Raw genomic sequence first — 13298 nt, forward strand, 5'->3', positions numbered from 1 at the left:
GAAATTCGGGTTTTTGGGAACACGGGGTTAGGCTACGTTGTTGATACTTAAATAAGGTGCCGGACTGGGCCTAAAATTTTACTTATTTTTTGAGGGGAGATCATGCGGGTTCTTGCAGCAATGAGTGGAGGCGTCGATTCCGCCGTGGCAGCATCGCGTGCGGTGGCAGCTGGTCATGAGGTGATCGGCGTGCATCTCGCGCTATCGCAGGATCCGCAGACAGTTCGCGAATCCTCTAGGGGATGTTGCTCCTTGGAGGATTCCGCGGATGCGCGTCGCGTATGCGATAAGCTCGGCATTCCTTTTTATGTCTGGGATTTCTCGGACCGTTTTAAAGAAGATGTCATTGATAATTTCATCGAGTCTTATGCCATCGGCGAAACCCCTAACCCCTGTTTGCGCTGTAATGAGAAGATCAAGTTTGCCGCCTTGCTTGAGCGAGGAATTGCGCTTGGTTTTGATGCCGTAGTTACCGGCCACTATGCACGTCTTACCCAGCCTGCCGATGGTGGCGATGGTTACCTGCGTCGCGGCGTTGATCCCAACAAGGATCAGTCCTATGTTTTGGGCGTGTTGGGAGCTCATGAAATTGAGCACTGCATGTTCCCAGTTGGCGATACAGTAAAGCCAGAGATCCGTGAAGAGGCGGCAGCTGCAGGATTCTCCGTTGCTAAAAAGCCTGATTCCTATGACATCTGCTTTATTCCAGATGGCAATACCCAGGCATTCTTGGGCAAGCATATCGGTATGCGCCCCGGCATGATTGTGGACCAAGAAGGCACCACGCTACGCGAACACGCTGGCGTCCATGAATTCACCATTGGCCAGCGTAAAGGTCTTGATATCAAGGCTCCGGCTGCAGATGGCCGTCCCCGCTATGTCACTGATATCAATGCTGCCACCGGTACTGTCACCGTTGGTTCCCGCGAGAACCTAAAGGTATCTACCATTCATGCCGATCGCCTAAAGTTCCTACATCCTGCAATGGACGGTGAAATCACCTGTGAGGTGCAAGTTCGTGCGCATGGTGGCGTAGTTGCCTGCGAAGCAAGCATTGACCGCGCTGGTGATTTTATGGTTCTTAAGCTGAAGGAGCCACTATCTGGTGTGGCTCGCGGCCAGGCTGCAGTGCTTTACCTGCCAGATCCTGAAGGCGATATTGTCCTGGGCTCCGGCACCATTTGCGCCACGGAGTCTTAAAAAATGTCTGCCTATGGTCTAGGTGAGCTGCCCGGAACATCTGTTTTTGAAGCTGCCAACATCATTCAGGGGGAAACCGGCCAATTGCTCCACCTGCCACAATTGCCGGCACGTGGACTTGGCGCGGACCACATCGGCCGCAGCATTGGCCTATTGGAAGCGCTCAACGTAGCCCGTGGCCCGCGTTCCTGGATGATGAGCACTAGACCATCTCGGCTAAGTCACCGCACCCTGGACTTTATAAACAGCGATCTAGATAGCTGCGAAGAAGTCTGGGGAACCTCCCTGGAGACCATAAAAATCCAGGTTGTAGGGCCGTGGACACTTGGCGCGCGCATTGAACTAAACAACGGACACCGCGTACTCACCGACCGCGGCGCCATGCGTGACCTCACCGAAGCCCTCATTGAGGGCATCAACCGCCATAAAAGCGAGGTAGCACGCCGCTTCCGCGCCGAAGTCAAGGTACAAATTGATGAACCTGACCTTGCTACGCTTATCGACGGAAAGCTGGAGGGAACCTCCACCTTTGACACCATTGCTCCGGTACGAGTTCCCGACATTAATGAACGTCTGCACCGAGTTTTTAGCGAAATTGAAGGCAGCAACTACCTCAATATCACTGGCCAGCTTCCCAACTGGGAGGTAGCACGTGGTGCAGGTGCAGGTGCAGGTACTGTGCAGGTCTCAATGAACCAGGTGAGCGGAAATGAGCACCTTGATGGTTTTGGAGAAACCCTCACTTCCGGGATTCGCCTTGGACTGGGGATTACTGATTCCCAGGATGTGGTGGATGAGTTCCATGAAAACCCTCGAGCCAAGGCTGTGGCCATTGCCCGATTTTTTGATGAGATTGGCCTTGACCGTTCGCTTTTAGTGGATCAAGTGGATATTCACCCGCGCGGTTCTCTATTGGAGGGCACTACTGCAGATGCAGCGCCGGCATATCGAATGGCCCGCGTGGTGTCTGAAATGTTGGAAAAAGACGCCGGCGATCTTTAATTAAGCCTTAGGTTGTGCTGGCTTTTTTGGCTTTGCTCCGGAATTACTGGAGCTCGCGCTTTCTGCCAAGAGGGAAGCGATAACGCCAATAACCAGCACACCCACAGCTAGCAAAATTGCTTGACCAAAGGCTGCGCCGGTTTCGCCAGCTGCCAACCGGGTTTGCAAAAGCGCACCAATGGCAGCTGCTCCAATCACACAGCCCAGCTGGCGGGTGGTGTTAAAAACACCAGAGCCTGCACCCATCATGCGAGGGGGAAGATCACGCATTGTGGAGGTTGAGTTTGGCGCCCACACAAAGGCATTGCCAACACCTAAGAAGAACAGTGCTACCAGTGCCCAGACGATGTGCAGGTTGAAAATCATGATGAGAGCCAAGCCCAAAATGGAAAGTGCTACGGTGCCAAAACCATAAGCTGCCAAAATATTGGGATTGGAGCGATCAACTAATTTTCCGACAAAGGGCGAGAGGATTGCTGCAGTTGCGGCCTGCGGGATGATCATCATGCCGGCATGCATTGGATCCATTCCGTGGACCTGTTGGAAATACATCATCATTGGCAGGGGTGTGCCAGCGACAGTAAAGCCCATGGCAGCAATGCAGATATTACCCAAACTAAAATTGCGGATCTTAAAAATTTGCAGGGGAATAAGCGGGTCATTTCCGGACTTGTCCGCCTTGCTTTGCTGCCTAATAAACCAGATAAACAGCAGGATCGAGGCGAGCAGCATCATCCAAATCCATGGCGCCCAATTCGCATTTTCGCCCTCTTGGAATGCGAAGACCAGGAGGAACACTGCACCTATGGAGAGCACAATAGATAGCGGATCAAGCGGGCGGGTAAGTGGTGGAAAAGCTGGAACATATTTGAGGACAGCCCAAATGGAGACAACTCCAATGGGCACGTTAATAAAGAAAACCCACTGCCAGCCCCAGTTTTCTGTAATCACTCCGCCCAGCAGTGGTCCGGCTAATGACGCGAGACCGGCGGTAGTGCCCCAAATGCCTAGTGCAGCACCGCGCCTTTCCTTGGCAAAAATGCGATTGATTGTTGCCATGGTTTGAGGGGTAAGCAAAGCTGCGCCGAAGCCTTGGAAACCGCGGGCAATAATGAGCGTGAACATATCTGGGGCGAGCCCACAGGCAAGGGAACTAAGGGTAAAAAGTGCCATGCCTACCGCATAGACATTTTTGGGCCCGTATTTATCACCTAAACGGCCTGTCACCAGCAGCGGAACAGCGAAAGTCAAAAGGTAGATCGAAGTAACCCAAATAACTTGGTTATAAGAGGCACCCATATCTGCTTGGAGCGCTGGGGTAGAGACCGCAACAATGGTTTGATCCAATAGGATCATAAAAAATCCCACGCACAAGGCGATAAGTGCTGGCCAGGCCTGCTTTTCCGGCAAAGGCATGGCGGGGTAGCTTTTGCCGCCTTGGATAATGGGTGGTTCTAGCTGATCTTTAGCCACAATGTGCCAATCTTTCCATTCCGCGTAGGAGAGTCATTAAACCCAATTTTGTACACCCCACAATGTATTACACCAAAGGATAATAATAAAGCTTGGGTGAGGGAGTGGCTTAACCTTGCTGAGTTTGCACTGGCCAGGAGGTGTTAACAGTAGAGTCATCACGGCCCTTACCTTCGAAATACTTGCGTAGACCAATCTGGGACTCGTAATAACCAATAGCCTGGAACTCCATGAGCTCTTCACCGCTCATGGTGGCAAGCTCTGGCCAAATGCGCACCTGCTTCCACGCAATGCGGGCTGCTGCGAGGGCATCTGCAGTAGCCTCATGGGCATTGCCGATTTGCACCTCATAATGGGCGCAAAGATCGGTGAGTGTGCGGCCACCTTTACGGTAGGGGTCTTTGATTTTATCGATGGTGAATGGATCATAAACCAGCCCATCAACGGTAAATCCTGACTCATGGCTGCGCAGGACAGTGAGGTCATAAGGGGCGTTGTAAATGACTACAGCTTGACCTTGCTCCCACCCGCCACGGATGGACTTAATGGTTTCCGCTAGTACCTCATCATGGGGGCGGCCATGTTCGCGCGCATATTCAGTGGTGATGCCGTGGATTGCGGTAGCGCCTGCAGGGATTTCAACGCCGGGATCTGCCAGCATTTCAATGGGCTGCGCACCAGCCTTAGTGATGCTCACCAGTGCGGAGGTAACAATGCGAGCTTCAAAAGGTTGTGCCGAGGTGGTCTCCAAGTCAAAGGAGAGCATATTGGAAGGATCAAAGGAGGGGAGAGTGGATGGGGTTCCTTGTGGTGCGTTCATAGTCTCCAACCCTAATCAACACACCGGACACTGGGTGCCCCCGGGGTTTCTAGCGCTCCACATTCGCCTCAAAAATATTTCACATTAGCCCCGCCATCATCCGCACAGCCCAAGGCACTAGAATCGGGAGCCGTGACTGAAGATAATGCTCAACTGCGCAGAACCTGGAACGATCTTGCTGAAAAGGTGCGCTACCACCGCGACCTTTATTACAACCAACAGCCTGAAATCACCGACGCGGACTTCGATGTCCTTTTTAAGCAACTTCAAAAGTTGGAAGAGGATTATCCAGAACTCGCAGTTCCCGATAGCCCCACCAAAGAGGTGGGAGCGCCCATCGCAGAGCAATCCAGTTTTGACAATGTCACCCACCTGGAAAGAATGCTCAGCCTCGACAATGTCTTTGATGAGCAAGAACTTCGGGAATGGTTGGCCAGAACTCCTGCTAAGCAATATCTCACTGAACTAAAAATTGATGGTCTCTCCATCGATCTGGTCTACCGTAATGGTGTGCTGGAGCGTGCTGCCACCCGCGGTGATGGCCGCATTGGTGAAGACATCACTGCTAATGCCCGGGTAATTGAGGATATTCCGCATGAGCTTAAAGCGACTGTAGATTATCCTTTACCCACTGTCCTGGAGATCCGTGGCGAGGTTTTCATCCCGGTTGAGGATTTCTCAGAGGTAAATGCTCAGCGTATCGCCGAAGGTGGCAAACCTTTTGCTAATCCGCGTAACGCTGCTGCAGGTTCCTTGCGTCAGAAAAATACCGAGGATGTCAAAAAGCGCCGTCTGCGGATGATTAGCCACGGCATCGGTTTTACTGAGGGCTTTAGCCCATCCTCTCAACATGATGCCTACCTGGCACTTTCTGCCTGGGGGCTGCCTACCTCGCCTTATACCGAGGCCGTCACCGATCCTGAAACTGTGGTGGAAAAGGTGAACTATTGGGCTGATCATCGCCATGCTGCCTTGCATGAAATGGATGGTTTGGTGATTAAGGTCGATGACATTGCCTCGCAGCGTGAGCTGGGTGCTACTAGTCGCGCCCCACGCTGGGCAATTGCCTATAAATATCCGCCAGAGGAAGTCACCACCAAGCTGCTTGATATTCAAGTTGGAGTGGGTCGCACGGGGCGCGTAACCCCATTTGCTGTGATGGAGCCAGTTTTTGTGGCCGGCTCCACGGTGTCCATGGCAACCTTGCACAACCAAAGCGAGGTCAAGCGCAAGGGCGTGCTCATTGGCGATACGGTGGTGATTCGCAAAGCTGGTGAGGTTATTCCAGAGGTTTTGGGTCCCGTTGTAGAGCTACGAGATGGCACAGAAAGGGAGTTTGTCTTCCCCAGCCAATGTCCCGAATGTGGCACAACGTTGGCGCCTGCAAAAGCCGATGATGTGGATTGGCGATGCCCCAATAGTCAAAGCTGCCCTGGTCAGCTCAGTGCGCGCCTGACTTACCTGGCTGGACGTGGAGCTTTTGATATTGAAGCTTTGGGGGAGAAGGGTGCACAAGACCTTATTCGCAGTGAAATCTTGGTAGATGAATCCGGCATTTTTGATCTCACCGAAGAAGATCTTCTAAAGTCACAGGTTTACACCACTAAAGCCGGCAAGGTTAATGCCTCGGGCAAGAAACTGCTGCGCAACCTGCAGGAAAGTAAAAAAACTGATTTGTGGCGCGTGCTGGTATCGCTTTCAATTAGGCATGTGGGCCCCACCGCCGCGCGCGCCCTTGCAGGCCGCTACCGCTCATTAAAGGCGCTTGTCGATGCACCCTTGGAGGAGTTGGCAGAAACCGAGGGGGTGGGCAGTATCATCGCACAGTCTTTCAAAGAGTGGTTCGAGGTTGATTGGCATCGCAATATTGTTGAGACCTGGGCTGCCGCGGGAGTGACCATGGAAGAGGAGATTACTGAACAAGCAGAGCAGACCTTGGCTGGACTTACCATCGTGGTCACTGGAGGTTTGGAAGGCTTTACCCGCGATTCTGTCAAAGAAGCCATTATTTCCCGCGGTGGTAAGGCAGCTAGCTCAGTGTCCAAAAAGACTGACTTTGTCGTGGTTGGTGAAAATGCCGGATCCAAGGCAACTAAAGCTGAGGAACTGGGCTTGAAGATCTTGGATGAGGAAGGTTTCGTGGAACTTTTGAAAAAGGGAGCTCCGGAATTACCCTGAGTCTGTATTGGAGGGGGTAGGGAAGCTCCCGATAAATTCCACATGAAGTGACAGTCCTGCCATAAATCCATACGCTTAGTACTTAATCAATGATTTAAGGAGCTTGGCGGCATGAAAAAGGCGAGAAGGTGGCTGCTCGGGCTTGTGGCAGCGGTGATCGTGGCAGGTCTGGGCGTGGTCTGGATCTTTGGTCCCACCTACGGAACGGCCTTGGTGGGAAGGCCGGTATTCCTGCTGAAACCATCACCTCAGCGTTATGCAACCACCGTTTTTGATATTGCCGAAAGGCACGATTTTTATGCAGATTCTGCAGAATTTGCCCGTGCCAGGCAACTTGCGGAAGAGGATTTAGCAGAAGCCGACAGCATTGCAGATACGTATCCTCTTATTGATTCTGTCCTTAAAGCTGCTGGTGGCAAGCATTCCACACTCGTTGTTCCGGGCAGAATCTCCCCGGAACGTGAATCGGCGCCGCTACCTACCGTCGAAACGCAAAAGGGGATAGTTAAGGTGACCTTGCCCCCGACTGACCAACAGTGGGATGGTCAGGAATATGCCGATGCCGCAGCTAAACCTCTGGTAGCTGCGCTGGAGGGCGGTGCTTGTGGAGTTATTGTTGATCTGCGCGGAAATACCGGTGGAGATATGGGGCCGATGCTCGCTGGCGTGTCATCAATTTTGCCTGATGGAGACGTGCTGTGGTTTAGCACCGGAAATTATGATTCCCCGGTCACCATCAAAGGCAGCTCGGTAAGTGGGGGTGGCACACCCACCACCGCCAGCGCGGAGGGCAAGTTTAAGGTGCCCACTGCCTTGCTTATCGACGAAAAAACCGGCAGCTCAGGTGAAGCAACCTTATTGGCCTTCCACGGCTTAGAAAATACTCGCACCTTTGGACTGCCAACTGCAGGCTATGCCACTGCCAATATTTCCTTTGAAATGCCTGATGGCGCCTGGATTCTCTTAACAACCTCGCAAAATAAAACCCGCACCGGCGAGATCTTCGGGGAAGATCCCATCATTCCAGATCAGCTTTCATCTTTTCCAGAACGCACGGCGAGGGAATGGTTACACACCCAAGGGTGTGAGGTGCACAATTAGCTCAAAATGGCGCCAATAATATCGCCGATATTGCCCAGGTGCTTAACTTCGCTAGCCAGGAAATCAGGGCCACCGGGGCGACCCACAATCAATGCCAAACCATGTTTGCCAATTGGTGCGATAGCCAGGGAAGAATCTAGAAGTGTCCAGTTTTCCGGTACCCAAGGCTCATTGGTGTTGGAGAGGAGACGGGCTTCGCTCAGCACGATGTTCTCGGGAACAGTGCCATCATCTTGTGGTGCTGCCTGAGAAGCTGCGATGCGGGTGATTGGACCTTTAAGGTCAATGACAATTGCCCAACCTGAGGTCATGGTACGAGGGATGACATTAACCAAGTCCTCGAGTGCCTTTTTGAAGTCATTGCGATTTGCCGCAACAGAGGCCAGCATTTGAATCTGACCACGGCGATCCACAGTTCCGGAGAAGGGACGAATGGAATCAACTTCCACACCATCTACTTCTTCAGCTGCGGTGATGATGGTATCCGCCATGACATTGCGAGGGATGGTGATAACTAGATCATCCATGACAGTGCCATTGGGGAAGTGCTCCACCACATCCACGGACTGTATGTTTGCCTCAACCACCCCAAGGGCTTCAGCAAGGACTGCCAAGCTGCCTGGAGTATCGGACAACAGTACGCGGATAAGGAAAGACAATGGGATCGCTTCCTTCTAAAATCGGAGGGCTAGCTTTGGTCAGATAAGTGAGAAACTAAAGGGCATTGTTCCTACCTTTAGCATTCGACAGTACCACCGTAATTGTGCACTAGGTTGCAAGTCGAGCCTTTTGTTCAGTCGGCAAGTCTTGCTCATTCGACCCACACCAGTCTGTGTCCACCTTGTGCAGTAAGATAAACCAACAGTTGCGCCCACCTTATTTAGTGAGGGCGTAAGAATAAAGATTTTATCCATTGTGACTAGCGAAGAGGATCAGAAACCAAGTGCCTGAGATTTCGCGCGACCAGGTCGCTCACCTTGCCAAACTGTCCCGTCTGGCGCTCAGTGAAGAAGAACTGCAGCAATTCGCCGGACAGATCGATGACATTGTCGGTTATGTTTCCGCCGTACAAAACGTCGATGCCGCTGGTGTTGAGCCGATGAGCCACCCCCACAGCATCACCACCACCATGCGTGAAGATGTAGTTAAAAAGACTCTTAATGCTGAGCAAGCCCTTGACCAGGCTCCAGCAGTAGAAGATGGACGTTTTATGGTTCCGCAGATTTTGGGCGAGGGTGACTAAAAAATAATGAGCAATAAATACCTAGTTGCAGGCTCTGAAAATGAGCTGACCACCAAGACTGCAGCAGAGCTTGCTGGTTTGATCCATTCCCGCGAAGTGACTTCCCGGGAGGTCACCCAAGCGCACCTCGACCGCATCGCAGCGGTTGATACCGATATTCACGCCTTCCTGCACGTCGGTGCAGAGGCTGCGCTCGCGGCGGCGGACGACGTCGATAAGCGTCTGGATGCTGGTGAGGCACCTGCCTCAGCTCTGGCCGGCGTGCCTTTGGCCCTGAAGGATGTTTTCACTACCACCGATGCACCAACCACGGCTGCATCAAAGATGCTTGAGGGCTACATGAGCCCTTATGATGCCACTGTAACGGGCAAGATCCGTGCAGCTGGTATTCCAATTTTGGGCAAGACCAATATGGATGAGTTTGCAATGGGTTCTTCTACTGAGAACTCTGCGTACGGCCCAACCCACAACCCATGGGATCTGGAGCGCACTGCCGGCGGTTCCGGTGGTGGCTCTTCTGCAGCTTTGGCTGCTGGTGAAGCACCATTGGCAATTGGTACCGATACTGGTGGATCCATCCGTCAGCCTGCTGCTTTGACCAACACAGTTGGTGTGAAGCCAACCTACGGCACTGTTTCTCGCTATGGCTTGATTGCTTGTGCATCCTCCCTGGATCAGGGTGGTCCAACCGCGCGTAACGTGCTTGACACCGCACTATTGCACGAGGTTATTGCTGGTTATGACGCTTTTGATGCAACCAGCGTCAACCGCCCAGTAGCTCCAGTTGTTGCTGCTGCCCGCGAAGGCGCCAACGGTGACCTCAAGGGAGTCAAGGTTGGTGTGGTCAAGCAATTTGACCGCGAAGGTTTCCAGCCTGGTGTGCTTGAGGCTTTCCATGCTTCTGTGGAGCAAATGCGTTCCCAGGGTGCGGAAATCATTGAAGTTGATTGTCCTCACTTTGATGATGCAATGGGTGCTTATTACCTGATTTTGCCTTGTGAGGTTTCTTCCAACCTGGCACGTTTTGATGGCATGCGTTATGGCCTGCGTGTTGGTGATGATGGAACTCACTCCGCCGATGAAGTTATGGCTATGACCCGTGCACAGGGCTTTGGTCCTGAGGTTAAGCGCCGTATCATTCTTGGTACTTATGCATTGTCTGTTGGTTATTACGATGCTTATTACCTGCAGGCGCAGCGTGTGCGTTCTTTGATCGCACAGGACTTTGCCAAGGCATATGAGAAGGTTGATATCCTCGTTTCCCCAGCAACTCCAACCACCGCCTTTAAGCTGGGCGAGAAGGTTACCGATCCGCTGGCGATGTACAACTTCGACCTCTTCACCTTGCCATTGAACCTGGCCGGTTTGGCAGGTATGTCCCTACCTGCAGGTTTGGCTTCCGATTCCGGATTGCCAGTTGGTCTGCAGCTCATGGCTCCAGCCTTCCACGATGATCGTCTTTACCGTGTTGGCGCAGCTTTTGAGGCTGGCCAGAAGTAAGACTTTGGTGGCTTAAAAGCTACCTTAAAAGCTACAAAGCCCAGTTTCCTTCCTTTTTAGGTAGGAGAGCTGGGCTTTTGGTGATTTTTGGAGGAGCGGGAAAATTTTAGGTGCACTGTTTAAGAAGTTTTGTTAGGCTTGCCTTCAATCCAATAAAGATATATCGGAAACAAGGATGATATGAACCAATCAGAAACTCCCACAACTTCAGGTGACTCGGCTGCAGTGGTTAAGCAAGGTGGCCGAAAAGGTATGAAAGCAAAAGCAGCTACTGTCATTGGAAAGCAGCAAATTTCACCAGATCTTATTCGTTTGCGTTTTTCCAGCCCTGAGATGATCGGCACCGAGCTGCCATTTAGCGATCACTACATCAAATTATTTTTTATTCCCGCCGGTGCTGATTACAGCTGGCCTTTTGATTTAGCTCAGATCCGTGAGACCGCACCCCGCGAGTTCCATCCAGTCACCCGCACCTACACACTGCGCACCTTTGATAGCAACACCGGCGAATTTGATGTGGATTTTGTGGCCCACGGCGATACCGGCCTGGCTGGACCATGGGCGCAGCGCGCGGAAATTGGGGATCAATTAGGTTTTGCAGGCCCTGGAGGCGGTTGGAAACCCGAGGCATCCTATGAGCATTTTGTGCTCGCCGGCGATGAAGCCGCAGCTCCTGCAATCTTTGCCGCGCTCGAGCAGCTGCCTGCGGGTACTACCGCCACAGCTTTTGTAGAAATAGCTAATAACCAGGCACTTTTCGACGCCCCCTCGAGCTCAGCAATTAACCTGGTCTGGGTGCCACGCGATGGTGCCACACATGGCACCAAACTTATTGAGGCAGTGCGTGAGGCTGGATATCCCACAAAAAAGACCTCATGGTTTATCCATGGGGTCGCGGAAATGGTGAAAGAAACCCGCCGTTTCCTTTTTGTTGACGGCGGGGTAAATAAGGAAGACGCCTCAATTTCTGGGTATTGGCGCTTGGGTATGACCGAAGATCAATGGCAAGCATCCAAAAGCGAATTTAACGAAGAAAATGAGGCGGCAGAGCGCGCAGCTTTAGAAAAGTAGGGAACTAGTGCGCGTCGGCGACAACGTATGCACTCGCAGCAGCGCCTGCAGTGGCAATGATTACTGCAGGCCAGGCACCGACCTTCTTAGCCAAAGGGTGGGAGAGTCCAAAGGCGCCAACATAAGTGGCTAGGAGTCCAGCGGTAACAGATGGTCCCTTTTTTGCGTTCCAGGTGCGCCCGGCCAAAGCTCCAGCAGCGACGAGTGGGATAGTACCCAAGGGGCGGATGCCAGATTCACGAGCAGTAAGCCAGCCACCAATAAGCCCAGCTGCCACCACGGTTGAAGTACTTACCTTGTGTGCGTCTTTAAGTTTTAGTTCCATGACATGCCAGTTTAGAACTTTCCCACTGTACTGCGCCAAGGAATGCCCGAATAAAAAAGTGTGCTTGAAGCCTCATGTCTGATCGGGCACATTTTTAATGGCCTAAAACCGCAGATTAAAGCCTTAAATCCAGTGCTAAGACCCTAAATATGGATTTTTGCACTGTTCTGGTGACACCTTTTTATTTGATTGTTCCGGCGGGCTTCTTGCGATGGGTTTAATATGGAAAGCATGCGAATTGCCACTCTCACGTCAGGCGGCGACTGCCCCGGACTTAATGCAGTAATCCGAGGAATTGTCCGCACTGCAAGCAATGAATATGGCTCCACCGTAGTGGGCTATCAAGATGGTTGGGAAGGCCTCCTAGCCGATCGCCGCGTCCAGCTTTATGACGATGAAGATATTGACCGTATCCTCCTCCGCGGTGGCACTATTTTGGGAACGGGCCGTCTTCACCCAGATAAGTTCAAAGCCGGAATTGAGCAGGTTAAAGCTAACCTCGCGGATGCAGGCATTGATGCCCTCATTCCGATCGGCGGCGAAGGTACCCTCAAGGGTGCAAAATGGCTTTCTGATAATGGAATCCCGGTAGTGGGCGTTCCAAAAACTATCGATAATGACGTAAACGGCACCGATTTCACCTTCGGCTTTGATACTGCAGTAGCCGTTGCCACCGATGCTGTTGACCGCCTGCACACCACCGCAGAATCCCACAATCGCGTGATGATCGTGGAAGTTATGGGTCGCCACGTTGGCTGGATTGCTCTCCATGCAGGCATGGCAGGCGGTGCACACTACACCGTCATCCCTGAAGTTCCTTTTGATATTGCAGAGATCTGCAAGGCCATGGAACGACGCTTCCAAATGGGTGAAAAATACGGCATTATCGTCGTCGCTGAAGGTGCGCTTCCTAAGGAGGGCACCATGGAGCTGCGCGAAGGCCACGTTGACCAATTTGGTCACAAGACTTTCACCGGAATTGGTCAGCAGATTGCAGATGAGATTCACGGCCGTTTGGGTCACGATGTTCGTACCACGGTGCTGGGCCACATTCAGCGCGGCGGTACCCCAACTGCCTTTGACCGTGTCCTTGCCACTCGTTATGGTGTGCGCGCAGCTCGCGCCTGCCACGAAGGAAACTTTGACAAAGTTGTAGCCCTCAAGGGTGAGAAGATCGAGATGATCTCCTTTGAAGATGCAGTTGGCACCCTAAAGGCAGTTCCAATGGAGCGTTGGGTTACTGCTCAAGCTATGTTCGGCTAATCCTTTAGCTGCAGCTCAAGAAATATTTCCGGCTTTTCCACTTTGGGTGGGAAGGCCGGTTTTTTTTGTGCCTGCAGATAAATCGATGATCAATTGTGACCTGGGTGACTTGACTTGCAATA

At 52.3% G+C, this 13298-nt stretch carries 12 protein-coding genes; 8 read left to right on the top strand and 4 right to left on the bottom strand.

The window, feature by feature from the left end; all coding sequences use genetic code 11:
• The first annotated feature begins 102 nt into the window (after positions 1-102).
• Together mnmA and H924_RS05765 are read left to right on the top strand one after the other, a co-directional pair.
• Positions 103-1200, top strand: a complete 1098-nt coding sequence (gene mnmA, locus H924_RS05760) for a tRNA 2-thiouridine(34) synthase MnmA (protein WP_015651023.1) — start codon at positions 103-105, stop codon at positions 1198-1200.
• Between the two features lie 3 nt (positions 1201-1203).
• The gene (locus H924_RS05765) at positions 1204-2202 is read left to right on the top strand and encodes a uroporphyrinogen decarboxylase/cobalamine-independent methonine synthase family protein (RefSeq protein WP_015651024.1); all 999 of its coding nucleotides are present in this window, start codon (positions 1204-1206) and stop codon (positions 2200-2202) included.
• Here H924_RS05765 and H924_RS05770 read toward each other — a convergent pair whose 3' ends face one another.
• On the bottom strand, positions 2203-3618 hold the full coding sequence (locus H924_RS05770; protein ID WP_081602496.1) for a DHA2 family efflux MFS transporter permease subunit: 1416 nt from the start codon (positions 3616-3618) through the stop codon (positions 2203-2205).
• Between the two features lie 166 nt (positions 3619-3784).
• Positions 3785-4495: a 3'-5' exonuclease gene (locus tag H924_RS05775; RefSeq protein WP_015651026.1), complete on the bottom strand. Its 711-nt coding sequence runs from the start codon at positions 4493-4495 to the stop codon at positions 3785-3787.
• A 132-nt stretch (positions 4496-4627) separates the two neighbouring features.
• Between H924_RS05775 and ligA the strand changes: the two genes are divergently transcribed.
• Positions 4628-6673, top strand: coding sequence for an NAD-dependent DNA ligase LigA (gene ligA, locus H924_RS05780; protein ID WP_015651027.1), 2046 nt, complete (start codon positions 4628-4630; stop codon positions 6671-6673).
• A gap of 111 nt (positions 6674-6784) precedes the next feature.
• A complete protein-coding gene (locus H924_RS13920; RefSeq protein ID WP_015651028.1) occupies positions 6785-7774 on the top strand; it encodes a S41 family peptidase in 990 nt (329 codons plus the stop codon).
• On the opposite strand, the gene H924_RS05790 is transcribed toward H924_RS13920, so the two are convergent.
• Positions 7771-8433 (bottom strand): ACT domain-containing protein, encoded by a 663-nt coding sequence (locus H924_RS05790; protein WP_015651029.1) that lies wholly within the window; start codon positions 8431-8433, stop codon positions 7771-7773. The two genes, H924_RS13920 and H924_RS05790, sit on opposite strands and share 4 nt — an antisense overlap.
• Before the next feature lie 284 nt (positions 8434-8717).
• Between H924_RS05790 and gatC the strand changes: the two genes are divergently transcribed.
• The 3 genes from gatC to H924_RS05805 all read left to right on the top strand — a co-directional run bounded on the left by gatC (position 8718) and on the right by H924_RS05805 (position 11588).
• Positions 8718-9017: an Asp-tRNA(Asn)/Glu-tRNA(Gln) amidotransferase subunit GatC gene (gene gatC / locus H924_RS05795; RefSeq protein ID WP_015651030.1), complete on the top strand. Its 300-nt coding sequence runs from the start codon at positions 8718-8720 to the stop codon at positions 9015-9017.
• 6 nt (positions 9018-9023) lie between these two features.
• Entirely contained in the window at positions 9024-10517 is a 1494-nt protein-coding gene (gatA, locus tag H924_RS05800) for an Asp-tRNA(Asn)/Glu-tRNA(Gln) amidotransferase subunit GatA (RefSeq protein ID WP_015651031.1), read from the top strand.
• Between the two features lie 252 nt (positions 10518-10769).
• Positions 10770-11588: a siderophore-interacting protein gene (locus tag H924_RS05805; RefSeq protein WP_029703116.1), complete on the top strand. Its 819-nt coding sequence runs from the start codon at positions 10770-10772 to the stop codon at positions 11586-11588.
• A 4-nt stretch (positions 11589-11592) separates the two neighbouring features.
• Here H924_RS05805 and H924_RS05810 read toward each other — a convergent pair whose 3' ends face one another.
• On the bottom strand, positions 11593-11913 hold the full coding sequence (locus H924_RS05810) for a hypothetical protein (RefSeq protein ID WP_015651033.1): 321 nt from the start codon (positions 11911-11913) through the stop codon (positions 11593-11595).
• A gap of 231 nt (positions 11914-12144) precedes the next feature.
• Here H924_RS05810 and H924_RS05815 point away from each other — a divergent pair, with 231 nt between their 5' ends.
• Positions 12145-13176, top strand: a complete 1032-nt coding sequence (locus H924_RS05815; RefSeq protein ID WP_015651034.1) for a 6-phosphofructokinase — start codon at positions 12145-12147, stop codon at positions 13174-13176.
• The last annotated feature ends 122 nt before the right edge of the window (positions 13177-13298 follow it).

The sequence above is a fragment of the Corynebacterium callunae DSM 20147 genome, assembly GCF_000344785.1.
Lineage (GTDB): Bacteria > Actinomycetota > Actinomycetes > Mycobacteriales > Mycobacteriaceae > Corynebacterium > Corynebacterium callunae.